This window comes from Nocardiopsis sp. TSRI0078 (assembly GCF_001905145.1).
Lineage (GTDB): Bacteria > Actinomycetota > Actinomycetes > Streptosporangiales > Streptosporangiaceae > Nocardiopsis.
In genome coordinates, this window is record NZ_LWLB01000033.1 from 54,350 (window position 1) to 76,535 (window position 22,186).

23 protein-coding genes are annotated in these 22,186 nt (G+C 71.8%); 17 read left to right on the forward strand and 6 right to left on the reverse strand.

Annotated elements, in window-relative coordinates; genetic code table 11:
- Position 1 precedes the first annotated feature (1 nt).
- Positions 2-1,501 (reverse strand): LCP family protein, encoded by a 1,500-nt coding sequence (locus A6A08_RS19475; RefSeq protein WP_073704061.1) that lies wholly within the window; start codon positions 1,499-1,501, stop codon positions 2-4.
- Positions 1,502-1,825: 324 nt separating this feature from the next.
- Between A6A08_RS19475 and A6A08_RS19480 the strand changes: the two genes are divergently transcribed.
- The 3 genes from A6A08_RS19480 (at position 1,826) to A6A08_RS19490 (ending at position 4,333) form a co-directional block, all read left to right on the forward strand.
- On the forward strand, positions 1,826-2,068 hold the full coding sequence (locus A6A08_RS19480) for a TM2 domain-containing protein (RefSeq protein ID WP_073704062.1): 243 nt from the start codon (positions 1,826-1,828) through the stop codon (positions 2,066-2,068).
- Between the two features lie 129 nt (positions 2,069-2,197).
- Positions 2,198-3,193 carry a glycosyltransferase family 2 protein gene (locus A6A08_RS19485; RefSeq protein ID WP_073704063.1) on the forward strand — a complete coding sequence of 332 codons (996 nt, stop codon included), beginning with the start codon at positions 2,198-2,200 and terminating at the stop codon, positions 3,191-3,193.
- Between the two features lie 114 nt (positions 3,194-3,307).
- The gene (locus tag A6A08_RS19490; RefSeq protein WP_073704064.1) at positions 3,308-4,333 is read left to right on the forward strand and encodes a DUF4429 domain-containing protein; all 1,026 of its coding nucleotides are present in this window, start codon (positions 3,308-3,310) and stop codon (positions 4,331-4,333) included.
- Between the two features lie 25 nt (positions 4,334-4,358).
- Here A6A08_RS19490 and A6A08_RS19495 read toward each other — a convergent pair whose 3' ends face one another.
- Positions 4,359-5,135, reverse strand: a complete 777-nt coding sequence (locus A6A08_RS19495; RefSeq protein WP_073704065.1) for a glycerophosphodiester phosphodiesterase — start codon at positions 5,133-5,135, stop codon at positions 4,359-4,361.
- The gene (locus A6A08_RS19500) at positions 5,132-5,881 is read right to left on the reverse strand and encodes a 2-C-methyl-D-erythritol 4-phosphate cytidylyltransferase (RefSeq protein WP_073704066.1); all 750 of its coding nucleotides are present in this window, start codon (positions 5,879-5,881) and stop codon (positions 5,132-5,134) included. Before A6A08_RS19500 ends, A6A08_RS19495 begins: the two co-directional genes overlap by 4 nt.
- A 414-nt stretch (positions 5,882-6,295) precedes the next feature.
- On the opposite strand from A6A08_RS19500, the gene A6A08_RS19505 reads away from it, so the two are divergent.
- The 8 genes from A6A08_RS19505 to A6A08_RS19540 all read left to right on the forward strand — a co-directional run bounded on the left by A6A08_RS19505 (position 6,296) and on the right by A6A08_RS19540 (position 13,473).
- A complete protein-coding gene (locus tag A6A08_RS19505; RefSeq protein WP_073704067.1) occupies positions 6,296-7,144 on the forward strand; it encodes an ABC transporter permease in 849 nt (282 codons plus the stop codon).
- Positions 7,144-8,031: an ABC transporter ATP-binding protein gene (locus A6A08_RS19510; protein WP_073704068.1), complete on the forward strand. Its 888-nt coding sequence runs from the start codon at positions 7,144-7,146 to the stop codon at positions 8,029-8,031. Before A6A08_RS19505 ends, A6A08_RS19510 begins: the two co-directional genes overlap by 1 nt.
- A gap of 177 nt (positions 8,032-8,208) precedes the next feature.
- A complete protein-coding gene (locus A6A08_RS19515; protein WP_073704069.1) occupies positions 8,209-9,021 on the forward strand; it encodes a hypothetical protein in 813 nt (270 codons plus the stop codon).
- Positions 9,018-9,743 (forward strand): DUF5941 domain-containing protein, encoded by a 726-nt coding sequence (locus A6A08_RS19520; protein ID WP_073704070.1) that lies wholly within the window; start codon positions 9,018-9,020, stop codon positions 9,741-9,743. Before A6A08_RS19515 ends, A6A08_RS19520 begins: the two co-directional genes overlap by 4 nt.
- A 33-nt stretch (positions 9,744-9,776) precedes the next feature.
- The gene (locus tag A6A08_RS19525; RefSeq protein WP_073704071.1) at positions 9,777-10,508 is read left to right on the forward strand and encodes a sugar phosphate nucleotidyltransferase; all 732 of its coding nucleotides are present in this window, start codon (positions 9,777-9,779) and stop codon (positions 10,506-10,508) included.
- Between the two features lie 5 nt (positions 10,509-10,513).
- Positions 10,514-11,563, forward strand: a complete 1,050-nt coding sequence (locus A6A08_RS19530) for an iron-containing alcohol dehydrogenase family protein (protein WP_073704072.1) — start codon at positions 10,514-10,516, stop codon at positions 11,561-11,563.
- Positions 11,541-12,311 carry a CDP-alcohol phosphatidyltransferase family protein gene (locus tag A6A08_RS19535; RefSeq protein WP_073704073.1) on the forward strand — a complete coding sequence of 257 codons (771 nt, stop codon included), beginning with the start codon at positions 11,541-11,543 and terminating at the stop codon, positions 12,309-12,311. Before A6A08_RS19530 ends, A6A08_RS19535 begins: the two co-directional genes overlap by 23 nt.
- A 295-nt stretch (positions 12,312-12,606) precedes the next feature.
- Complete coding sequence (locus tag A6A08_RS19540) at positions 12,607-13,473, forward strand: glycosyltransferase family 2 protein (protein ID WP_073704074.1); 867 nt, start codon at positions 12,607-12,609, stop codon at positions 13,471-13,473.
- A 270-nt stretch (positions 13,474-13,743) separates the two neighbouring features.
- Here the strand turns inward: A6A08_RS19540 and A6A08_RS19545 are convergent, their stop codons facing one another.
- The gene (locus A6A08_RS19545) at positions 13,744-14,235 is read right to left on the reverse strand and encodes a MarR family winged helix-turn-helix transcriptional regulator (protein WP_199866992.1); all 492 of its coding nucleotides are present in this window, start codon (positions 14,233-14,235) and stop codon (positions 13,744-13,746) included.
- Between the two features lie 160 nt (positions 14,236-14,395).
- Here A6A08_RS19545 and A6A08_RS19550 point away from each other — a divergent pair, with 160 nt between their 5' ends.
- The 6 genes from A6A08_RS19550 (at position 14,396) to A6A08_RS19575 (ending at position 20,175) form a co-directional block, all read left to right on the forward strand.
- Positions 14,396-15,574: a PP2C family protein-serine/threonine phosphatase gene (locus tag A6A08_RS19550; RefSeq protein WP_073704075.1), complete on the forward strand. Its 1,179-nt coding sequence runs from the start codon at positions 14,396-14,398 to the stop codon at positions 15,572-15,574.
- A gap of 163 nt (positions 15,575-15,737) precedes the next feature.
- Entirely contained in the window at positions 15,738-16,610 is an 873-nt protein-coding gene (locus tag A6A08_RS19555; RefSeq protein WP_073704076.1) for an STAS domain-containing protein, read from the forward strand.
- Between the two features lie 19 nt (positions 16,611-16,629).
- The gene (locus A6A08_RS19560; RefSeq protein ID WP_073704077.1) at positions 16,630-17,025 is read left to right on the forward strand and encodes an STAS domain-containing protein; all 396 of its coding nucleotides are present in this window, start codon (positions 16,630-16,632) and stop codon (positions 17,023-17,025) included.
- The gene (locus A6A08_RS19565) at positions 17,022-17,462 is read left to right on the forward strand and encodes an anti-sigma regulatory factor (RefSeq protein WP_073704078.1); all 441 of its coding nucleotides are present in this window, start codon (positions 17,022-17,024) and stop codon (positions 17,460-17,462) included. The genes A6A08_RS19560 and A6A08_RS19565 overlap by 4 nt, the downstream gene beginning before the upstream one ends.
- Positions 17,459-18,505 (forward strand): ATP-binding SpoIIE family protein phosphatase, encoded by a 1,047-nt coding sequence (locus tag A6A08_RS19570; RefSeq protein ID WP_073704079.1) that lies wholly within the window; start codon positions 17,459-17,461, stop codon positions 18,503-18,505. Before A6A08_RS19565 ends, A6A08_RS19570 begins: the two co-directional genes overlap by 4 nt.
- Positions 18,502-20,175, forward strand: coding sequence for a PP2C family protein-serine/threonine phosphatase (locus A6A08_RS19575; RefSeq protein ID WP_073704080.1), 1,674 nt, complete (start codon positions 18,502-18,504; stop codon positions 20,173-20,175). The genes A6A08_RS19570 and A6A08_RS19575 overlap by 4 nt, the downstream gene beginning before the upstream one ends.
- Before the next feature lie 113 nt (positions 20,176-20,288).
- Here the strand turns inward: A6A08_RS19575 and A6A08_RS19580 are convergent, their stop codons facing one another.
- On the reverse strand, positions 20,289-20,894 hold the full coding sequence (locus tag A6A08_RS19580) for a malonic semialdehyde reductase (RefSeq protein WP_073704081.1): 606 nt from the start codon (positions 20,892-20,894) through the stop codon (positions 20,289-20,291).
- 105 nt (positions 20,895-20,999) lie between these two features.
- Positions 21,000-22,157 (reverse strand): glycosyltransferase family 4 protein, encoded by a 1,158-nt coding sequence (locus A6A08_RS19585; protein ID WP_073704082.1) that lies wholly within the window; start codon positions 22,155-22,157, stop codon positions 21,000-21,002.
- Between the last annotated feature and the right edge of the window lie 29 nt (positions 22,158-22,186).

Genomic DNA, 22,186 nt, shown 5'->3' on the forward strand with positions numbered 1-22,186 from the left:
ATCATCCGCAGATGTTCTCCCGTGCGGTCGAGACGGCCGTGGAACCCTCACCGGAGGAGGGCTCCCCCTTCGGCGAGGCCTCCTCGGTCCCGGTCCGCGGGGCCTCGAACGACGTGTAGTTGAATCCGATCACGATCTGCAGTTCACCGTCCAGGGTGCCGTCCTCCACCGTCTCCGCGCCCGGGACCATCCCGGCCAGGTACTCGGCCTCCTCCCGGTCGCCCGGCCCGTGGCGCACCTGGCTCGTGGAGACGTTGGTGGAGCTCCAGTTCTGCGCCGGGGCGGCCACCTCGAACCCCGCGGAGGCCAGCGCGCCGTCCAGCTGTGCGCCCAGGCCCGGCGCGCCGATCCCGTTGAACACCTGGACCCGGATGTCGCCGGGCCGGGGCCCGGACTCCTCCCCGGGTTCCTGCGAGGGGTCGGTGAGCGGCTCGTCGGCCGCGATCGCGGCGAACAGCTCGCGTGCGGCGGGCTCGTCCCACAGCAGGGCGACGTCCCCGCGCGGCGTCCAGTACTCCGTGTCGGCGAGGGGCACCTGGGTGAAGGTGACCGAGCCCATGCTCAGGTCGCGCATCTGGTAGGCGAGGTCGTTGATCGTGCGGGTGTCCAGCCCCTGGTCCACGGTCACCGACGACAGGGCGCTGTCCACGAAGTCGGTCAGCTTGGCCGGGTCGGAGAGGGTCTCGGTGCTCAGTGCCTTGTCGAGCATCGCGGCCAGGACCTGCTGCTGGCGCTCGATCCGGTCCAGGTCGCCTCGCGAGGTGGCGCGGGTGCGGGCGAAGGCCAGGGCCTCGGTCCCGCCCACCTGGTGCGTTCCCGCGGCCATGTCCAACTGGGCCTTGGGGTCCCTGATCGGCTCGGGCAGGCACACCTCGATACCGCCCAGCGCGTCCACCACGTCCACGAAGCCCTGGAAGTCCACCTCGACGTAGTGGTCGATGCGGACGTCGGTCAGCGACTCCACGGTCCGCACGGCCAGCTGCGGGCCGCCGTGACCGTAGGCGGCGTTGATCTTGTCCGGGCCTTGGCCGGGGACCTCCACCCACAGGTCCCGGGGGATGCCCACGACGGTGACGCGGTCGCGCTCGTGGTTGAGCCGCACCAGCATCATGCTGTCGGAGCGCTGGCCCGGGGCGTGGCCCACGCTCAGCTCCTCCTGGGACTCCTCGCTCATCGCGTCACGGCTGTCGGAGCCGATCACCAGGAAGGTCAGGCCGCCGGTCGACTCGGGGCGGTCGCCCTCGGAGAGCCCGCCGAACACGTCGAACCGGTTCAGAGTCCCCGACATCCAGCCGGTGAGCGCCCAGGAGGTTCCCGAGGCGAACAGGACCAGTACCGAGAACACGCCCATCAGCAGCAGGCCGGTGCGACGGCGACGGGCGGCGCGGCTGGGTACGGTCACCCGTCCGGACCTGGGGGAGCGCTCGGGCGGAAGGGGCTGCGAGCGCTCGCGGTGGAACCCCTCCACCGGTTCGTGCCGTCCCGCGCTGTCGTCGCTCATCGGCGTCCCCGTCCCACCCGATCAACGGTGTCCTTATCTCTAGGTTGTCACCCGTTGCGCCCAAGAGCGCGAGATGTCGACTCCCGGCGTGTTGTCCCTTCCTCTGCGTGTACGTCCTGTACATGGGACGCGACCGAAGGCGGAGCGGTTCCGCGCGCCGCGCCATCCTGAGGCGTATCCGGTATCTCCACGTGACCGAAATCGTGGTTTGAACGGTGAAAATAGGCTGGCTCGGTACGCACCGGACATAAAGCCCGAATGGCTTCGTTTGGTAACCCGTTGCACACCGGCATCCCTCATCTCTTCAGAAACACCGGAGCACCAGTGAGTTACCAGCAGCCCCATCCCGAGGCCGTCTCCAGCAGGAACTGGCTCGTCGCCCTCCTGCTCTGCCTCTTCCTCGGCACGATCGGGGTCCACCGCTTCTACACCGGCAAGACCGGTACGGGCATCCTGATGATCGTCACCTGCGGCGGTGTCGGCGTCTGGACGCTCATCGACCTGGTCATGATCATCGTCGGCTCGTTCAAGGACGCGGAGGGCCTGCCCGTCAAGAACCAGGGCTGAGCACCGCCCGGCCCGGCGGGGTTCCGCCGGGCCGCCCGGGCCGTGCGGGTGCAGTACCGTTGACGCGCGTACGACCAGCAGCCCTGGTCCCCACGCAGTTCCGACACGTCTTGACCCTGGGAAGTGCCCGTGTCCTGGCCGCCTGTCTCCGTCGTCATGCCCGTACTCAACGAAGAGCGCCACCTCGCCGCCGCGGTGGAGCACGTCCTCGCCCAGGAGTACCCGGGCGAACTGGAGGTCGTGCTCGGGGTCGGCCCCTCCTCGGACCGCACCCGCGAGGTCGCCGACGGGATCGCCGCCGCCGACTCCCGGGTGAAGGTGGTCGACAACCCCACCGGTAGGACGCCCTCCGGGCTCAACGCCGCCATCGCGGCCTCCTCGCACGACATCGTCGCCCGCATCGACGGGCACGCCATGATGCCCTCGGACTACCTGCGGGTGGCCGTCGAGACGCTCCGCGAGACCGGTGCCGACAACGTCGGCGGCATCATGGCCGCCGAGGGCACGACCCCCTGGGAGAAGGCCGTCGCCGCCGCGATGACCTCCAAGGTGGGGGTGGGCAACGCGCGCTTCCACACCGGCGGCGAGGGCGGTCCCGTCGACACCGTCTACCTCGGCGTCTTCCGGCGGTCGGCGCTGGAGCGGGTCGGCGGCTACGACGAGGCGTTCCTGCGCGCCCAGGACTGGGAGATGAACCACCGCATCCGCACCACCGGCGGCACGGTCTGGTTCCAGCCGCGCATGCGGGTCTCCTACCGCCCCCGCCGCAACGTGCGCCTGCTCGCCAAGCAGTACTTCCACTACGGCCGCTGGCGCCGCGTGGTCGCCCGCCAGCACAAGGGAACGATCAACCTGCGCTACCTGGCCCCGCCCGTGGCCCTGGCCGGGGTGGTCGCGGGGCTGGTCGGCGGCTTCTTCCTCTGGCCGCTGTTCCTGGTCCCCGCGGCCTACCTGCTCCTGGTCACGGCCGCGTCGGTGCCGCTCGGCCGCGGTCTGCCCGCCGCGAGCCTGCCGATGATCCCGCTCGCGCTGGCCACCATGCACATGTCCTGGGGCGCCGGGTTCATCACCAGCCCCCCCGGACTCGGCTCGGACTCGCGCACCGCGCAGGCCGCCCGTACCTGAGGGCCGTCGCCGCCGGCGGCACGACTGGCCGGTTCCGGTCCCGGTCCGCCCCTCGTACGCGCGGGGGACCTCTGCTAGGCAAGGGAGGGACCGGGAACGGGAGAAGCGGAAGCCATGGACGAGTTGCGCGGCGACCAGGCCGTCTGGGTGTTCGACGGCGAGTCGATCACCATCAGGTACGAGAGCAGGCGCTGGTTCAAGGACCCCCTGCTCAAGCGGATCGGTCGGCTCGAACTCCCCGTGGGCGCGATCGACGGGGTCGGCTTCCGCCCCGGGGCGGGCCGTGGGAAGGGGTGGCTCCTCCAGTTGCGCCTGCGCGACCGGACGGACCCCTACGCGGAGGTCGGCGCCATGCTCCGGGAGAGGTCCCAGCCGTTCCGGCTCACCGGCGAGGCCGGTACCGAGCTGGTCGCCGAGTACCTGGCCGACCAGATCCGGTTCGCCGCCGAACAGCACACCGGCCCCCCGGCCCCCGACACGGGCACCCGCCTGGTTCCCCGGCCGCCCTTCCACGTCCGCACCTCCGAGGGCACCGCGAGCTTCGACGGCTCCGGCGTGCGCCTGGTCTGGTCGGGCAGCGACGCCGGCGGCCGCAAGCGCAAGGTGCAGCGCCGCGAGTACGCCCTCGCCGAGATCACCGGCGCGGAGTGGACGCCCTCCGACGGCTGGGAGCGGGGCTACCTGAGGGTGGTCACCGGAGCCGGCGGCGGAGAGGGCCCCGCCAAGCCCAAGCACGATCTCCACGTCCTCCTCGCCCGGGAGGGGGACGAGTCCCACGACACCCTGCTGATGGCCGCCACCATCACCGCCCACAAGTGGGCCGACGCGGAACGGGGCTCCGGCGGCCCGGAGGGCGGGAGCGCGATCACCAGGCTCGGGGATCCGCGCTGGTGGCTGGACAGGGCCAGGGCCGTCGGCCGGATCGGTGGCGCGGGGGACGGGCGCGCCGAGCCCCCGGCGGCGGAGGGGCCGGCGGGGGACCGCCCGGTGCCGGCAGCCGCCTCGGGCGGGGCGGGCGGGGGCGCCGACACCGAGTGGGTCTTCCGGCAGATCGAGGGCCTGGGCGCGCTGCACGCCAAGGGCCTGCTCACCGACGAGGAGTTCTCCGCCAAGAAGGCCGAGCTCCTCGACCGGATCTGAGGCGCCCGCAGGAGGCGCGAGGCGCTCAGGGGCCCCCGGCGCCGCCGGGCGCCTTGAGGGCGGACACGGCCCCGGGCACGTCGTCCACCACGACGGCGTCCATCCCCGCCTCGGCGAACCGGGCCGTGTCCACCGGGTCCGGACACCACGACAGCACCTCGATCCCGGCCCGGTGCGCCAGGTCCACGGTGTACCCCACCGAGCGGCGGCCCGGACGGGGCGCGTCCCCGGTCAGCCCGAACGAGCGCGCGTCGATCGCCACGACCGGGCACCCCATCGCGGCGGCGCCCGCCACCGCCTGGTCCAGCGGACCGCGTACGAACGGCATCCACGCCGTCGGCACCCCGGGAGCCCCCTCCCGGACGCTCAGCAGGACACCGGGGTCGAAGGAGCAGACGAACACCCGGCGGCGCCGCGCCTCACGGCGCAGGTACGGCAGGAGCAGGGACACCGTCCGCCGTGACGGAGCGTCGACCGCGTCCTCCATCACCGTCTTGACGTCCACGTCCAGGCCGATCCCGTCCGGGAGCGCCGCCAGCCCCTCGTCGAGCCCGGCCAGGCCGGCCTCGGCGCACTCGCGCGCGGTCACGTCCACGACCGCCCGGCCGTCGTCCAGGGCGGCGTCGTGGTGGAGCACCAGTGCCCCGTCCGCGGTGCGGCGCACGTCGATCTCGACCCAGTCCGCCCCGGCCCGCGCCGCGGCGGCGTAGGACTCCACCGTGTTCTCCCGGACGCCGTCGACCACGCCGCGGCCCGCGCCGCGGTGGCCGATCACCTCGGTCGCCTCGAACACCCGGTTCACGCGTCCACCTCCGGCGCGGCCGTGCTCGCGCGCATCCGGCGCAGCAGCGTCTCGGCGACCTCGATGTCGCCCGGGTTCGTCACCTTGATGTTGGCCTCCTCGCCCGGCACGATCCGCACCTCCTCCTCCGGCAGGTAGCGCAGCACCACGCCGCAGTCGTCGGTGGCGACCAGGTCCGGGTCGGCCGCCGCGAGTGCGTAGGCGCGGCGGGCCACGCCGAGCCGGAAGCCCTGCGGGGTCTGCATCCTCCGCAGCTCGGCGCGCGGAGGCACCTGCGTGACCGCCTCACCGCCGGACCGGCCCGGGGCCACCCGCACCACGGTGTCGGCGCTGGGCACCGCCACCCCGACCGCTCCCGCCTCTCCGAGCGCCGCCACGCACGCGCTGATCGTGGCCGGGCTCACGAGCGGACGCGCGGCGTCGTGCAGGAGGACCAGGTCGGTGTCGGCGGCGTGGCCGGCCGCGGCCAGGGCGGCGCGGGAGGTGTCGGTGCGGGTCGCGCCGCCCGGAAGCACCGCGCCGACCTTGGCGAACCCGGCCGAGGCGACGATGTCCCCCACCCTGTCCAGGTACTCCTCCACCATGAGCACCACGATCTCGTCCACGTCCGGGCACGCCTCGAACGCGGCGATCGCGTGCTCGATGACGGGCCGCCCCGCCAGGGGCAGCAGTTGTTTGGGGGAGGGGGCGCCCATCCGCGCGCCGACCCCTCCGGCCAGAACCGCCGCGATCACGCGCGGACGCATGGCCCTGTCTCTTCCGTCGTCCACGGCCCCGTACCCTTTTCCCGTTCTCCGTCGTCGCTCCGGCCGAGGCTAGCGGACCGCCCCGGTCCGCGGTCCCCGCAGGCCACCGGGCCGCGACCGCCGGAGCCGTACCGAGCGAGGGGACAAACCACACATTCGTGACGTGCGGGGTGGCGCGACCCGTCGTTCGCAGCGGTAACCTATGGACGCCTGTATGGCGTGCCCGGTACAGACCTCCCCAGAGTGCGGTCGTGGAACCGGGCGCGGTCCGTGACATCCCCCGGTCGCCCGGACACGCTCCCCCGTCTCGGTACACGTGCGGGGTGGACCGCGTATGTCGGCCGGTGCGCACAGGCGAGTACGAGCACGAGCACGCCTGTCCGGCACACCGTGGACCGGGCGGGACACCGATCCTTGGAGGTGGCGGTGGCGTCAAGGGCGCTGGCCGTCTGGGAGCACCGGAAGGTCGTCGGCCTCCTGGTCCGGCGCGACCTGAAGGTCAAGTACCAGCAGTCCGTACTGGGGTACGCGTGGACGATGTTGGAGCCACTGGCTCTGACGATGGTCTACTTCTTCGTCTTCGGCGTCATCCTCAACGCCAAGCGGGGCATGCCGGAGGAGGCGATGGCCCAGGGCGGCTTCCTGCTGTTCCTCGTGGCCGGGATCCTGCCGTGGAACACCTTCGGGGCGATCATGTCCGAGGCGCCGCGCGCGATGATCACGCACTCCAAGCTGATCACCACGATGAAGGTGCCCCGGGAGATCTTCCCCACGGCCACCGTGGGCACGAAGTTCATCGAGTACCTGCTCACCTGGCCGGTGCTGATCGTCTTCGTGATCTTCCTCGGCGGCAGGCCCTCGTGGGAGGGCGTGCTGATCTGGCTGCCGCTGGCCATCGTGCTGCAGTTCACGTTCGGCCTCGGCCTCACCCTGTTCCTGTCCGCGGTCAACGTGCTGCTGCGCGACGTGGAACGCCTGGTGCGCATCGTCTCGCGCCTGCTGTTCTACGGTTCGGCGATCCTGTTCCCGGCCGCGCTGGTGCTCACCTCCGACGCCGTTCCGGGCTGGGCCAAGACGCTGTACCAGCTCAACCCGCTTCTGGGTATCTTCGAGATGCACCGCGCCGTGTGGTTCGCGGGCTTCGAGGAACTGACCCCGACCACCCTCGCGTTGTCGTCTTCGGTGGTCGGTTCGGTCCTGATGCTGATCATCGGATACTGGACGTTCCGCCGCCTGGAGATGTCCGTCCTGAAGGAGTTGTGATGGCGCAGACGACCTACGGCGCCGGGCTCACCGCCGGGCCGGTCATCGAGGCCAAGGGGCTCGGCGTCAAGTTCGCGGTGAACCGCCGCCGCAAGCGCAGCCTGCGCGAGATGTTCATCCACGGCACCAAGCGCGATCCCAACGCCGAGGGCGACGAGTTCTGGCCGCTGCGGGACGTGACGTTCGAGATCGACCGGGGCGAGTGCGTCGGTATCGTCGGCAAGAACGGCACCGGCAAGTCGACCCTGCTCAAGCTGATCGCCGGGGTGCTCCTGCCCGACGAGGGCGAGGTGCACGTCCACGGCAAGGTCGCTCCGCTGCTGGAGCTGCGCGCCGGGTTCAACGACAACCTGACCGGCCGCGAGAACGTGTACCTGGTCGGCTCCCTGCACGGGATGACCGAGAAGCAGATCGACGAGCGCTTCGACGAGATCATCGACTTCGCCGAGATCAAGTCGAAGTTCGTGGACACCCCGGTACGCCACTACTCCAGCGGTATGAAGGTGCGGCTCGGCTTCGCGCTGATCTCCCAGCTGGAGCACCCGATCATGCTGGTCGACGAGGTGCTCGCGGTCGGAGACAAGGCCTTCAAGGGCAAGTGCTACGAGGCCATCGACCGGATGCTGGCCAACAACCGCACGATGGTCCTGGTGTCGCACAACGAGAAGGACCTGCGCCGGTTCTGCAACCGCGGCCTGTACGTCAAGGACGGCGGCCTCGCCCTGGACACCGACATCGCCGCCGCGCTCGCCGCCTACAACGACGACACCAAGGCCGAGATCGCTGAGCGCGAGAAGCGCGACGCGGAGAGGAAGAAGCGGGCGGAGGAGGCCAGGAAGCAGAAGGAGCAGGGCCGGGACGGAACCGGCGGCGGCCAGACCGCCTGAGCGGTGGCGCGCACCGTCGGAGGACTCCGGCGTCGCGCGCCCTCGTGTTCCGCACCCGCCCGAAAGGGTGCCTACCCCCTCCACCGCGGCTTGTCGGCCACAGGGTGTGTCAGTGTTTGAATCACTACACACCGTGAGAAACGGTGTCTCTCAGCAGAGACTGGGGAGGGCACGTCCATGGTCGACGGCGGCACGGTGACGCGGCTGGCCGCGCGGGTGCTGGAGCGAGGAAACCTCACCCGGGCCGCGGTGACCCGGATCAGCGCCCTGGCGGCGGTCGGCGCCGCGGTCTGGTTCTCCCGGGCCGACACGGTCGGCGGCCTGGCGGGATCGGCGTTCCTGGGCGCCGTCCTGTTCTGCGACGCCGTCCGCGACCGCATGCGCGCCCACCGCCGCGACGCCCTCACCCTGTGGCTCGCGGCGATGCTGTCGAGGCTGCGCGAGTACGCGGTCCACCTCGGGCTGGCGCTCGGCGCCGCGGCCGCCGGGGTCGGCGGCGCGTGGGGATGGGCGGCGGGCGCCCTCATCGCGCTGGCCCTGCGCGACTCGTTCCTGGCGGCCGGATCCGCCCCGGCGGCCCCGGTGCCCGGTCCGGAACCGAGACGGTCCGCCCCCTCCGCCCAGAGGCGAACTGGCGGCCTTCTGGGTGATCTCACGCCACAACCGCCCCAAGGGTCCCGTGTCAACGATCCCGTGCTGACCTCGCGCCTGTTCGGCACCACCGTGGTCACCGCCCCCGGTGCCACGGGGACGCGGTCCGCGGGGGAGCGGGAGAGCAGGACCGAAGGGCGCCTCGAAGACTCCGCGGCGGCCACGTTCGCGCCGGTCCGCCGCCTCCTCTCCTTCTCCCAGCCCGCACGCTTCCTGACCGTCGCGGTCACCGCCACGCTGTGGGACGCACGCGTCGCCTTCGTCACTCTCGTCATCGGCTGTGCCGTCGCGGTCACCGCCCGGCTCGTCGACCCCTCCGACCGAGGAGCGTGCCCGTGAACGCGGGAGGCCGGGAGCACCGAGGGGAGCGGCTCGACCCCGTCCGCCCCGACCTGCGGGTCCTCCGTGACGACAGCCGCCTCTCCCGCCTGCTCGGCAGGATCGCCCCGGGGGCCGTGCCGCCCCTGCCCTCCGCGCTCACCGGCGCCCTGATCGTCGGGACGCTCCTCGCGGCGGAGCACGGACGGCTGACAGGCATTACCCTGTTCGCACCGGTCGCCGCCCTGCTACTGTCCGGACTGGCCTCGGGCCACCCCCACGACGGACGGTTCGACCGGCTCGTGCCACCAGTCCTGCGCCTCACCGAGTACGGGTACCTGGCGGTCCTGGGCCTGGCGTCCGGCGTACCGGGTCCCCTGGTGTTCGTACTCTTGATGGTGGTCGCCTGCCACCACCGCGACGACGTGGCACGTCCCGCGGCCGGAACGGTCCGGCCGCAGGGAGTGCGCACGGCGGCTCTGGGCTGGGACGGCCGCATGCTCGTCACGGCGGTCGGGGGTGCGTTTCACGCGCTCACCCCGGTCTACGGCATACTCGCCGGATACCTGGCGGTGCTGCTCGTCCGCGAGGCCGCGCGTACCTGGAGTGCGACACCCGTGGCCGACGTGCGCGCCGACGCCGCCCCCGGTGACGGCGGCACCGGCCGGGCGGGTTCCGCGGCCACCAGGACAGGCCACGCAGACGGAGGCCGACCGGCCACCGGAACGAACGGGGAGGCGTGAGAGCCTTCCCGACCTAAGGAGGAACACGCCCTCATGCTCGGAATGGTTCTCGCCGCAGGCGCGGGGCGCCGTCTACGCCCCTACACCGACACCCTTCCCAAGGCCCTGGTGCCCGTCGACGGTGAGACGACCATCATGGACATCTCACTGCGCAACCTGGCGGCGGCCGGGCTCACCGACGTCGTCGTCGTGGTCGGCTACCGCGCCGAGGCGGTCGAGGCGCGCAAGGAGACCCTGGAGGAGCGCCACGGCGTCAGGCTCACCCTCAGTTACAACGACAAGGCGGAGGAGTGGAACAACGCCTACTCCCTGTGGACCGCGCGTGAGTTCTTCTCCGAGGGCGTCCTCCTCGTCAACGGTGACACGGTCCACCCTGTGAGCGTCGAGGAAACGCTACTCGCCGCACGGGGTCCGGAACTCCTCCTCGCGGTGGACAACGTGAAAAGCCTCGCCGAAGAGGAGATGAAGGTGACCCTGGACGAGGAGGGACACCTGCGCGACATCACCAAGCTCATGGACCCGGCCACCGCCGCGGGCGAGTACATCGGCGCCACCCTCATCGAGGGCTCCCTGGACGCCCGTCTCGCCGACGCCCTCAAGGCCACCTGGGAGCGCGACCCGCAGCTGTACTACGAGGACGGCTACCAGGAGCTGGTCAACCGCGGGGAGAAGGTCGCCGTGGCGCCCATCGGCAAGGTGGACTGGGTCGAGGTCGACGACCACGACGACCTGGCCAAGGCGAGGGAGATCGCGTGCCGCTACTAGCCCGTATGCTCCCCTCCCCCCTGGCGATCGACGTCCGGCGGGGAGCCGTCGCCTCCCTGGGGACGCTGCTCGCCGACCGGAGGATCGCCACCGAGGGCCGCGTCGCCGTCGCCGTGGGCCCCGGCCAGGGCGAGCAGATCGCCGCGGACCTGGACCTGCCCAACTGCGAGGTCTTCCAGGTGGGCGAGGGCACCGTCGACGCCGCCACCGAGCTGGGCAAGAAGCTCCGCTCGGGTGCCTACGAGGCGGTCGCCGGGATCGGCGGCGGCAAGACCATCGACGTCACCAAGTTCGCCGCGACCATGGCGGGCATCCCCATGGTGGCCGTGGCCACGAACCTGGCGCACGACGGTATCGCCTCCCCCGTCAGCTCGCTGGAGCACGAGGGCGGCAAGCCGTCCATCGGCGTGACCATGCCCATCGCCGTGGTCATCGACGTGGACTACGTCCGGGCGGCCCCCTCCCACCTGGTCCGGTCCGGCATCGGTGACGTGGTCAGCAACATCTCCGCCATCGAGGACTGGGAACTGGCGGGCCGGGTGAACGGCGAGCCGGTGGACGGCATGGCCGTCACCTTCGCCAGGGTCGCGGCCGAGGCCGTGCTGCACCGGCCCGACTCGGTGGACTCCGACGCCTTCCTCACGGTGCTCGCCGAGGGGCTGGTGCTCTCGGGCATGGCCATGTCGGTGGCCGGCTCCAGCCGTCCGGCCAGCGGCGCGTGCCACGAGATCCTGCACGCGATCACCCATCTCCACCCGGGCACCAGCAACCACGGTGAACTCGCCGGGCTGGGTGCGCTGTACGCGTCCTTCCTGCGGGTGCGGCACATGGACTGGCCGAAGGCGCGGATGGGCGAGATCCGCGACTGCCTGGTCCGCCACGAGCTGCCCGTGGTGCCCTCCGACGTCGGACTCGACGAGGCGGAGTTCGCACGGGCGGTGGCCCACGCGCCGGGCACCCGTCCGGGCCGGTTCACCATCCTGGAACACCTGAACCTCTCCGAGGACGAGATCGGACGGAGCGTCAAGGACTATGTCGAAGCCGTCGGTCGCTGAGGTCCGGGCGGGCGGACAGCCCGTCGGCATCAAGGAGAGAACGAACGAGGAGCACTGGGCGGGCCGCCTCTACATGCGCGACCTCTCCCCGTACCTGACCACGCTCTTCGTCCGGCTCGGCGTCCCCCCCAACCCGATCACCTACCTGATGATGGTGTTCGGGGTGCTGGCCGGGGTGGTGGTCGCCTTCGGCGGCCTGTGGTCGGCGATCGTCGCGGCGCTGTTCGTGCAGGTGTACCTGCTGCTGGACTGCTCCGACGGCGAGGTGGCCCGCTATACCGGCCGTACCAGCGTCGCCGGGATCTACCTGGACCGGATCGGCCACTACGTGTCCGAGATCGCGCTCCTGATCGGGTTGGGCGTGCGCGCCCAGGGCGAGTGGGAGGCGGGCGGCTGGGTGGTCCTGGGTATGGCCGCCGCGATCGGTGTCGCGCTGATCAAGGCCGAGACCGACAACGTCGTGGTGGCACGCGCCAAGGCGGGCCTGCCGGAGAAGGTCTCGGACGAGGCGATGCGTCCGCGCTCGTCCGGTCTGAGCCTGGCCCGCCGCGCGGCCTCGGCGCTCAAGGTGCACCGCCTCATCCAGGCGGTGGAGCTGTCCCTGGTCGTCGTGGTGGCGGCCGTGGTGGACGCCCTCCTCGGCGACCTGACGGCCACCCGGGTCCTCGTGGCGGCGTGCGCCGCGGTGGGGGTGCTGATGAGCTTCGCGCACTTCGTGAGCGTGCTCGCCTCGCGGCGCCTCGAGTAGTTCGCCGGGGACACGGGCAACGCGCCAGTGACGATGACGCCATGTACGGGGCTGTGCAGGTTACCCTGTTCACAGCCCCGTCTACCTTTCCTTTATCCTTTCGTTAGTCTGTTCCTGCGAGCGTTGGCATGTGTCAACCTTCCAGCAACATGTCGTCCACTGAACGGTCGCAAGCATGGCCACACCCGTGACTCCGTCCTCGTCTGGCTCCGGAAACCCCGACGCCGAGGTCTCTTTCCGAGTGCCCGGCGACGAGCACTCCCGAGCACCCCGAGCCGAACGGAGCCGCCCCCAGGTGTCCGCGCCCACCCTGTCCTGCGTCCTGCTCACGATGGGCAACCGTCCCGCCGAACTGCGCCGTGCGATCACCAGCGTGTTCGAGCAGGAGGACGTGGACGTCGAGGTCGTCGTGGTCGGCAACGGCGCGGACCTGCCGGAGCTGCCCGAGGGCGTCACGCGGGTGCGCCTGCCGGAGAACGTGGGCATCCCCGAGGGACGCAACCACGGGGTGCGCGCGACCAAGGGCGACATCATCCTGTTCCTGGACGACGACGGCTGGTACCGCTCCACCGACCTGGCCCGCCACGTGCGCGAGCGCTTCGCCGCCGACCCGTCGCTGGGCGCCCTGTCCTTCCGGATCGCCGACCCCGACGGCGGTCCCGACCAGCGCCGCCACGTGCCGCGCCTGCGTGTGGGGGACCCGCGCAGGTCGAGCGCGGTGACCACGTTCCTGGGCGGGGCGTGCGCGATCCGCCGTACCGCCTTCGAGGCGGGGGGCGGCCTGCCCGGCGACTTCTTCTACGCCCACGAGGAGACCGACCTCGCCTGGCGGATCATGGACGCGGGATACGGAATCGAGTACGACGCCGAAGCGGTGATGTACCACCCCGCGGTGGCGCCGACCCGGCACGAGAACTTCTACCGGCTCAACGCCCGCAACCGGGTGTGGCTGGCCCGGCGCAACCTGCCCTGGCTCCTCGCCCTGGTCTACCTGGTGACCTGGATGGGGCTGACCGTGTTGCGCGAGCGGAACCGGACCGCCCTGCGCTCCTGGTTCGCGGGCTTTCGCGAGGGCTGGCGTGAGAACGCCGGTCCGCGCACCCCGATCAGCTGGTCGACCGCCTGGCGGATGGCCCGCGCCGGACGCCCTCCGATCATCTGACCGGGCGCGCGGCCCCGTACCCGCGGCGCACGTGAAGGAGGGGCCGGACACCCGGGAGCGGTGTCCGGCCCCTCCTTCACGCGTGCGGCCAGGGTATCGTTCCGTCGCGGCTAATTGTTGCCGCTTGACAATAGTTGTTCTTGTCGGCATTGTTTGCCCCTGGGGGGCGCCCGCCTCAGAGGCGGTCACGACCCCGGGCGGCGCAGGGACGCGGAGTCTTCCGTTCGCGGGTGCTGCCGGGTCGCCCTTCCGGTTCGTGTACCGGCGACCTCAGGCCGTACGGAAGTTCGGCCGTTCGGAGTCGCCGGAGTGCGCGCCGGAGCGGCTCGCCGCCTCGCTGAAGGACGTGAGTCCTTCCAGCAGCATCGCCCGCTTTCGCGGGGGCATGCGGGCGATGACCTCGTGGAGCTCCGCCTCCCTGCGGGCCCTGAGGTCGCGCAGGAAGGACCGGCCGCTCTCGCTCAGCCAGAGCCTCAGCTCCCGCCGGCTGTTCGGACTCGCCGTCCGACTGACGAAGCCGACCGCCTGGAGGCGGTCGCACAACCTGCTCACGGATGGAGGGGTGGATCCCAGGCGATCGGTCACGGTTCGCAGGTTGACGCCGTCCTCTTCCTCCAGGACGAAGAGGACCTTGAGTTGCGAGGGAGAGACCGGGGAGGAAGCTACCTCACGCCCACGCCCCCAGAGCACTTCCATCAGTTCGGTGAGGGCGGAGGCGGCACGGGCCGCCTCGGCCGTCTGCTCCTGCGATTCAGGACTCACTTTCCACTCTCACAAATCAGTCTGTGAGTCGTACCCGACCGTGATCGGTAATCGGGTATGTCTACGACCATAACGGAACACCCTGTTCCATGCCCGCCGACCGTACCCGTGCCGGTGGGCGGGCATTCCCCATCCGGCACAGAAAACGCAGGTCGACACAGTGAACAGATCCGAGGCCGTAGCGCGGGCTCTGCGCGGTGCCGCATCCCACGAGCTGCTGGCGGTTCTGCGCGGGGCGCTCGCGGAGAACTACGGGGCGGTGTCCGCCGAACTCTTCCTCGCCGACTATGGGCTCAAGGTACTGTGCCATGTCTCCGAGCGGCCCGTGGTGTGCGCCGAGGAGCTCTCCGTGTTCAACAGTGTCGTGGGAAGGGTCTTCGGCGCCCAGGAGGGCTTCCTGGAGGAGGACCCCGAATCCGCCGTCACGGCGGTCCACCTCCCGGTGAGCGCGCGCGGTGACCGTTTGGGCGTCCTCACCGTCGGGCTGAAGGCGGACGACGCCCCCGAGGAGATGCTCGACGACCTGGCGCACGTCGCCAACGCCCTCGGGCACGAGATCCTCGTGGCCGAGCGCGACACCGACATCTACCGGACGGTCCGCCGCAGGGACCGCCTCACCCTGGCCGCCGAGATCCAGTGGGACCTGCTTCCCGGACGCGCCTACGAATGCCCCGAGTACAGTCTCGGCGCCCAGCTCGAACCCGCCTACGCGGTACGCGGCGACAACTTCGACTGGTCCGCGGACCCGGACCGGCTCAATCTCAGCATCACCAACGGCATGGGGGCGGGCATCGAGGCCTCGCTTCTGTCCAGCCTCGCGGTCAACGCCCTGCGCAACGCGCGCCGCGGAGGACTGCCGATCGCCGACCAGGTCGCCCTCGCCGACAAGGCCGTCTACGCTCAGCACCGGGGCGAGCGCTACCTGGAAGTCCTCTCCCTCGGCTTCGACCTCGACACGGGCGAGGTGGAGGTGGTCGACGCCGGCTCGCCCCGCCTCTACGTCCTGCGGGGCGACCAGGTGAACCAGGCCCCCTTCGAGGCGCAGCTCCCCCTGGGAATGGCCGAGGACACGGTGTACACCGCGCAGAGCTTCCGCGTCGAACCCGGGGACCGGCTGGTCTTCGTCAGCGACGGGGTGTTCGACGCCCGGGGCGGTGCGAAGGAGGCCTTCGGCGACAGGGCGCTGTCCCGGGCCGTCCTGGCCACCAGGCTGCTGCCCGCCGTCTCCGTTCCCCAGGAGGTCCTGCGGCACCTGTCCACGTACCAGGGCGGGCAGGAAGCGACCGACGACGCACTCGTGGTCTGCCTCGACTGGAGGGGGAGGCAGACCCGGGAGTAGGCGGGTGGGGACGATCCCCCACCCGCCGCCGCTCCCCACCGGGGCTCCGGGCTTTCCCGGAGCCCCGGCCGACCACCGCCGTTCGTCTGGTACATAGTTGTCAGGCGGCAAGCAACGTGTGCGGTGCACTGTTCCGGTGACACCGAGCGACCACGGGAGACGTATGACTGACGGAGCAACCGGCCGTGCGAGGGCGGGTGCGAAGACCGTGGCGGACCTTCTCAGGCGCCGCGGCGAGCAGATCGCCCAGCGGTGGGCGGACCTTCCCTTCTTCCAGGCCGTGTTCACGGTCACGCGGGACGAGGCCGTCGAGGCCTGCCACGCGGTCGTCGACTCCCTCTCGGCCGTCGCCGAGAGCGGACGCGTCGACGACCTGGAGGCCCCCGGCTTCCAGCCCATCCGGGAACAGCTCATCGCGATGACCGCCTCGCGCGCACGGTCAGGCCTGTCCACGGCCCAGGTGGACCGCGAGGTCGGCGCCCTGCGCGAGGCCGCGCTGGAGCTGTTGGCGGCGGACGCCCCCGAGGAGGCGGGTGAGGCCCGGGTCCAGCTCGTCACGCTGTTCGCGACCCTGCGGGTCATGGTCGTCGACACCATGCTCCAGGAGAACCAGGAGATCGTCCTCCGACAGCGGCAGCAGCTGCTGGAGATGGCGACCCCGGTGATCAAGCTCTGGGACCGCCTCGTCGCGGTGCCACTCATCGGCATGCTCGACAGCGCGCGCAGCCAGGTGGTGATGGAGAACCTCCTGGAGGCCATCGTCGAACACAAGGCCACCATCGTCATCCTCGACATCACCGGGGTGTCGACGGTGGACTCGCTCGTCGCGCACCACCTCATGAAGACCGTCGCCTCGGCACGGCTCATGGGCGCCGAGTGCGTGATCTCCGGCATCCGCCCCGCCATCGCCCAGACCATCGTCCAGCTCGGGCTCGACCTGGGGCCGGTCACCACCCGCGCCAGCCTCGCCGACGCGCTGGAGTGGGCCCTGGAACGCCGGGAAGGCAGGGATCTGCCCACCCGAGGAAACCCCTGAGAGCCGATTGGACAGGTACTTGACCAGCTCTTCCACCATCCCCGTCCTCGACCTCGGGGGGCTGCTGCTCGTCAGTATCCAGGGCGAGCTCCCCGACGACGCGGCCGTCTCCCTCCAGAAGGACGTCACGGCCGCGGTGGCGAACACCGGTTCGCGCGGGCTCATCATCGACATCAGCGCGCTCGACATGGTCGACTCCTTCCTCGCTCGTGTCCTCGCCGAGGTCGCGGCGTCCTCGCGCCTCCTCGCGGCCAGGACGGTACTGGTCGGCATGCGCCCGGCGGTGGCCATCACCCTGGTCGAGCTGGGCCTGAGCCTGCCCGGCATGGACACGGCTCGCACGGTCACCGAGGCGGCGGCCAGTTTCGGGGTCACCATCGAACAGACGGACCGGCCGGGACGGGGCACGTCGTGAACCATGCTGCCCAGGAGTCGATACGTGTACCCATCCGCAAGGACACGGACCTGACGGTGGTCCGTCAGCAGGTGCGCGCCCTGGCGCAGCGGACCGGTTTCGGCCTGGTCCAGCAGACCAAGCTGGTGACCGCGGCCAGTGAGCTCGCCCGCAACACGCTCCTGCACGGGGGCGGGGGAGCCGCGGAGATACGCGTCGTCCACGGCCAGGCGGGCGCGGGGCTGTCCGTGAGCTTCGTCGACTCCGGACCGGGCATCCCGGACGTGGACCTCGCGCTGAGCGACGGCTACTCCACCGCGGGCGGGCTGGGCATGGGGCTGAGCGGCTCCAAACGCCTGGTGCAGGAGTTCGAGATCGAGAGCGGTCCCGACGGAGGGACGAGGGTCACGGTCACCTCCTGGGCCGATCCGTACTCCGTGGGGCACGGTGTCCGATGACCAGGGTCTGGGAGGCTGAGGTCCGCGACGCCACGCGTGTGCCCGAGGCGGCCCGGATCGCGGGCGAGGCGGCGCGCAGTCTCGGCCTCGACGAGGCCAGGACGTCCGCCGCCGTCCTCACCGCATCCGAGCTGGCGACCAACATGTGCAGGTACGCCGGAGGAGGCCGCTTCGTGGCCGAGGCGGCCCATGAGCCCTGGGGGAGGGCCCGTGCGCTGCAGATGCTCGCGCTGGACCACGGCCCGGGCATCCCCGACGTGCCCCGGGCCATGGAGGACGGCTTCTCCACCGCGGACTCCCTGGGCACCGGGCTGGGGGCCTGCGCGCGGGCGGCCGACTTCTTCGAGCTCCAGAGCAGGCCCGGGAGGGGCACGGTCGCCGTGGCCCGGTTCGCCCGGAGCGAGGACCGCTCCCACTTCGACGCCCGGGCCGCGACCGGCGGGGTGCACGTGCCGCTGAGCGGCCACAAGCGCTCCGGGGACGCCCTGGCCTTCCGCAGCGGCGCGGGCCGCCGCACGGTCATGCTGGCGGACGGGCTCGGCCACGGAGACGCCGCCGCGGAGGCCTCGAACCTGGCGGCGCGCTTCGTCCTGCACAGCGGGGGAGAGGCCCCCGAGGTGCTGTTGAGGGGGCTGCACGAGGCGCTGCGCCGCACGAGGGGCGCGGCCGTCGCGCTCGCCGAGATCGACGAGCCCAGGCGCCGCCTCACCTTCTGCGGCGTCGGCAACGTCGGAGCCCGCCTGTACCGCGGCGGGCGCTGGGAGACGCTGATCTCCCGGCCCGGGATCGTGGGGGCCTTCAGCCTGCGCACGCCGCAGCCGGTCCGGTACGAGTGGGCGCCGGGGGACATGCTCGTGTTACACAGTGACGGACTGCCCGGACGGTGGGCGCCCGAGGGCATCGAACGCCTGCGCGACCGCGACGCGGCGGTCGTCGCCGGAGCGGTGTTCCGGGACTCCGGCAGCGCCGCCCGCCTGGTGCGGGACGACACCAGCATCGCGGTGGTCACGCACACCGTACGACCCGACGGGGAGGGACGATGAGGGAACCTTTGCTCGACCTCTCCTGCCACGGCATGGTCGACGTGGCGCTGGCACGGGTGGCCATGGCACGCGTGCTCGATCCGGCGTGCGTCTCCGACGAGGCGGAGCTGGAGTTCCTCGACAGCGCCTCCTCACGCGTGCTGCGGGAGGTCGAGGAGGCGGGGGAGGCCGCGCTGGTGGTGGAGCTGGCCGAGGACGGGCTCGCCCTGCGGGCCACGGTCCGCGACGGCTCCGGCGCGAACCTCTGGTCCTCCACACTCGGTCTCTCCGAGCCCCTGACGGAGGCGGGGGAGGGGGCCGGGGCGCTGAGCCCGGACCCCGAGCTGCTCTCGGCGGAGCTCCTGCGCACCTCCGGCCGGGCCGGTGCGGTGGCCGCGGTGTCGGGCGAGCGCGCACGTGACCTGGAGTGGCACCAGCACGAGCTGGAGGAGACCAACCTGGGAGTGCTCGCGCTGCACGCCGAGCTCGCCGAGGCGAGCGACGAGCAGAGGAGGCTCCTGGCGGCCGAGCGGTCGGCCAGGGACGAGGCGGAGGCCTCGCGCAACAGGCTGACGTTCCTCTCCACGGCCAGCGCCAGGCTGATGACGTCCCTGAACCAGTCGGAGATCTTCTCCCGCCTCCGGGACCTCCTCGTGCCGCGGTACGCGGACTCGGTCCAGGTGTGGCTCCTCGGGGAGGACGGACGGCTGTGCTCCTCCGACGCCGACGAGGACGATCCGCCGGAGGCGGTGCTCCGGGCCGCGGCCCGGAAGCGGTCGGCGGACGCCCTGGCGGAGAGGGGGCACCTGGCCCTGCCGCTGCTCACGGGCACCGACCTCCTCGGCGTGATGCTGCTGCGGCGCGAGGCCGCGGTGGACTCCGACGACGAGGTCGTGCTGGTCGAGTTCTCCCACAGGGTCGCGGTGTCGCTGGACAACGCGCGCCGCTTCGAGCGCGAGCGCGACACGGCCGCCGCCCTGCAGCGCGCGATGCTCACCGACATCCCCCGCACCCCGGGAATGGAGCTGACCGCCCGCTACCTTCCGGCCACGCGGGGGATGAACGTGGGCGGCGACTGGTACGACGTCTTCCCCCTGGGGGACGGCGAGTTCATCGGCGTGGTGGGAGACGTCACCGGGCACGGCATCCACGCGGCGGTGACGATGGGCCAGCTGCGGACGGCCCTGCGCGCGTACGCCCTGGAGGAGCGGAGCCCGGCCGCGCTGATGGAACGCCTGGACCGGGTCCTGGGCCACCTCGAGCCCGACCTGTTCGCGACCGCCGTCATCGTGCGCTTCCGCCCGGGCGACCCGGAGATGGTGATGGCCGGCGCGGGCCACCCGCCGCCGCTGTGGCGGGACGGCGAGGGCAGGGCCAGGGCGGTGGAGCTCCCGTCCGGCGGAATGCTGGGCCTGCCCGTGGAGCAGAGCTACACCGACCACACCATCGAACTGCCGCCGGGCGCGGCCCTGCTGCTGTACACCGACGGACTCGTGGAGCGGCGCGGGGAGTCCATCGACGACGGGATCGCCCGGCTGCTGGAGGGCTTCGGCGGTCCGCCCTACTGGGAGAGCGGCCCCGAGGGCGCGGCGGACGCCCTGCTGGACTCCATGGTCAAGCAGCAGGACTGCGACGACGACGTGTGCCTGCTGGTCCTCCTCGCCGGGGAGGCGCCGAACCCGGCCGGGTGAGGTCCGGGGATCTTGGGGGAGGGGCTCTCGGGGGGTGGACGCGCCGGGGGCCGGGCACCCGGCGGTGCCCGGCCCCCGGCGGGCCGGATTCCCGGAGGTCCGGGTCCGGTGGATCAGATCTCGGTGAAGACCTCGTCGTGCTCCAGGCGCGGCAGGCGGTCGAACCACGCGTCCGGGCCCGGCCGGCCCACGTTCATGACCACGAGCGGCCGCAGCGGGGAGTCCTCGCCGAAGAACTCCCGGCGGACGCCCTCGGCGTCGAAGCCGCTCATCGGCCCGGCGGCCAGCCCGGCGGCGCGCACGCCCACGATCAGGTAGGCGATCTGCAGGAGCGCGTTCTGGTCGGCCGCCTCCCGGCGGGCCTCGACGGGCATCCCGGCGAAGTCGTCCCGCACGGTGGGCGCGATCGGGAAGGTCTTCGGGAAGTGCTCGTGGAAGTCGGAGTCCGAGGACAGGATCAGCGTCAGCGGCGCCGTCAGGGTCTTCTGGGCGTTGTTGCCCGCCATGTGCGGCACGAGGCGCTCGCGGGCCTGGCGGGAGCGCACCACGGTGACACGCAGGGGCTGGTTGTTCATGGCGGTGGGCCCGTACTTGACCAGGTCGTGGATGGCGCGCACCTGCTCGTCGGTCACCGGCTCGTCGGTGAAGCCGTTGGCGGTGCGGGCGTCGCGGAACAGGAGGTCCTGTGCCGCCTTGTCCAGAACCAGCGTGTCAGTCATGTTCTTCCTCGGTCGTGCTCGTGCTGCGGTGGTGCCGGGCCGGCCCGGCACGGGCGTCAACACTTGTTGCGGAGGAAGATATTTCCTGGAACCTAAGATGTGGGTTCAATCACCGACGGGCGCGCCCTGGCGCTGGCGCCCCCTCTGACGCGGGACGACGGGGACCGGGTCGGCGGCCTCGTCCACCCACGCCTCCAGCCGCTTGACGAACAAGCGTGCCTGGACCGGCCAGTGGAAGGACGTCCGCGTGATCTGGTGCCCGGTGCGCGCCAGGCTCCGGCGCAGCTCACCGTCACGGCGCAGCCGCAGCACCGCCTCCGCCGCCGCGGGCACGTCGTCGAACGGCACCACCAGGCCCGCGGGGCCCTCCGGGCGACCGGTCACCAGTTCCTGCGCCATCGGGTTGGGCGTGGTCACCACCGGAAGGCCGTGCGCCATGTACTCCACGACCTTGGTCGGCATCGAGTGCCGGTAGTTCGGGGTGTCGTGCAGCAGGCTCAGCCCCGCCGTGGCACCCGCGCAGATCCGCAGGGCCCGGTCGTTGGGCACGAACCCGTACCAGTGCAGGACGTCCTCCTGCTGGGCCCGGCGCAGCAGCGGCCGCACGCCGACGTCGGCGCCGCCGATCACCTCCAGGCGCACCCCCTGCGGGCGCAGCATGCGGCCCAGTTCCACCAGCTCGTGCGCGCCGCGCGCCTCCGATACCTGGCCCAGGTAGACCACCCGGTCGTCCCCGGGCTCGCGTGCCGGCGCCTCGGGCACCTCGGTGGTGTTGGGCACCACCGGGTGGTCGCAGCGGAAGCGGGAGCGGTAGCCCTCCTCGGCCAGCAGCAGCCGCATCCGGCGCTCGGCGCGCCGCTCGAAGGAGCGCACCACCATGCCCAGCGGGCGCCGCAGCGGCCTGGGCACCCACGCCTTGGTGAGCAGGGCGGCGGCCGTGTCCTCGTGCACGTCCCACACCGTCACCGGGCGCCTGGGCGGCAGGGCCAGCAGGAGCTCGGGGTCGTGGAAGAGCAGCAGGTCGGCCCCGGGGGCCTGTTCGGCGAGCACCGCCCGTGCGGCGCGCAGGGAGGACAGGCGCTCGCGACCGGAGGCGCGCGGCACGTCCACCGAGTGCAGTTCCTTCCACGGGGTCACCCCGCACTCGCGGAACGGCGCCACGTAGGTCACCGTGTGTCCAGCGTCCAGCAGGGCCCGGATCTGGCGGTGCAGGATCCGGGCGTCCTCAGGATGGTGCACAACCGTGGCCACAAGCGCGTGCATCGAGTTCACCTACCTGTGTCACCGTATGG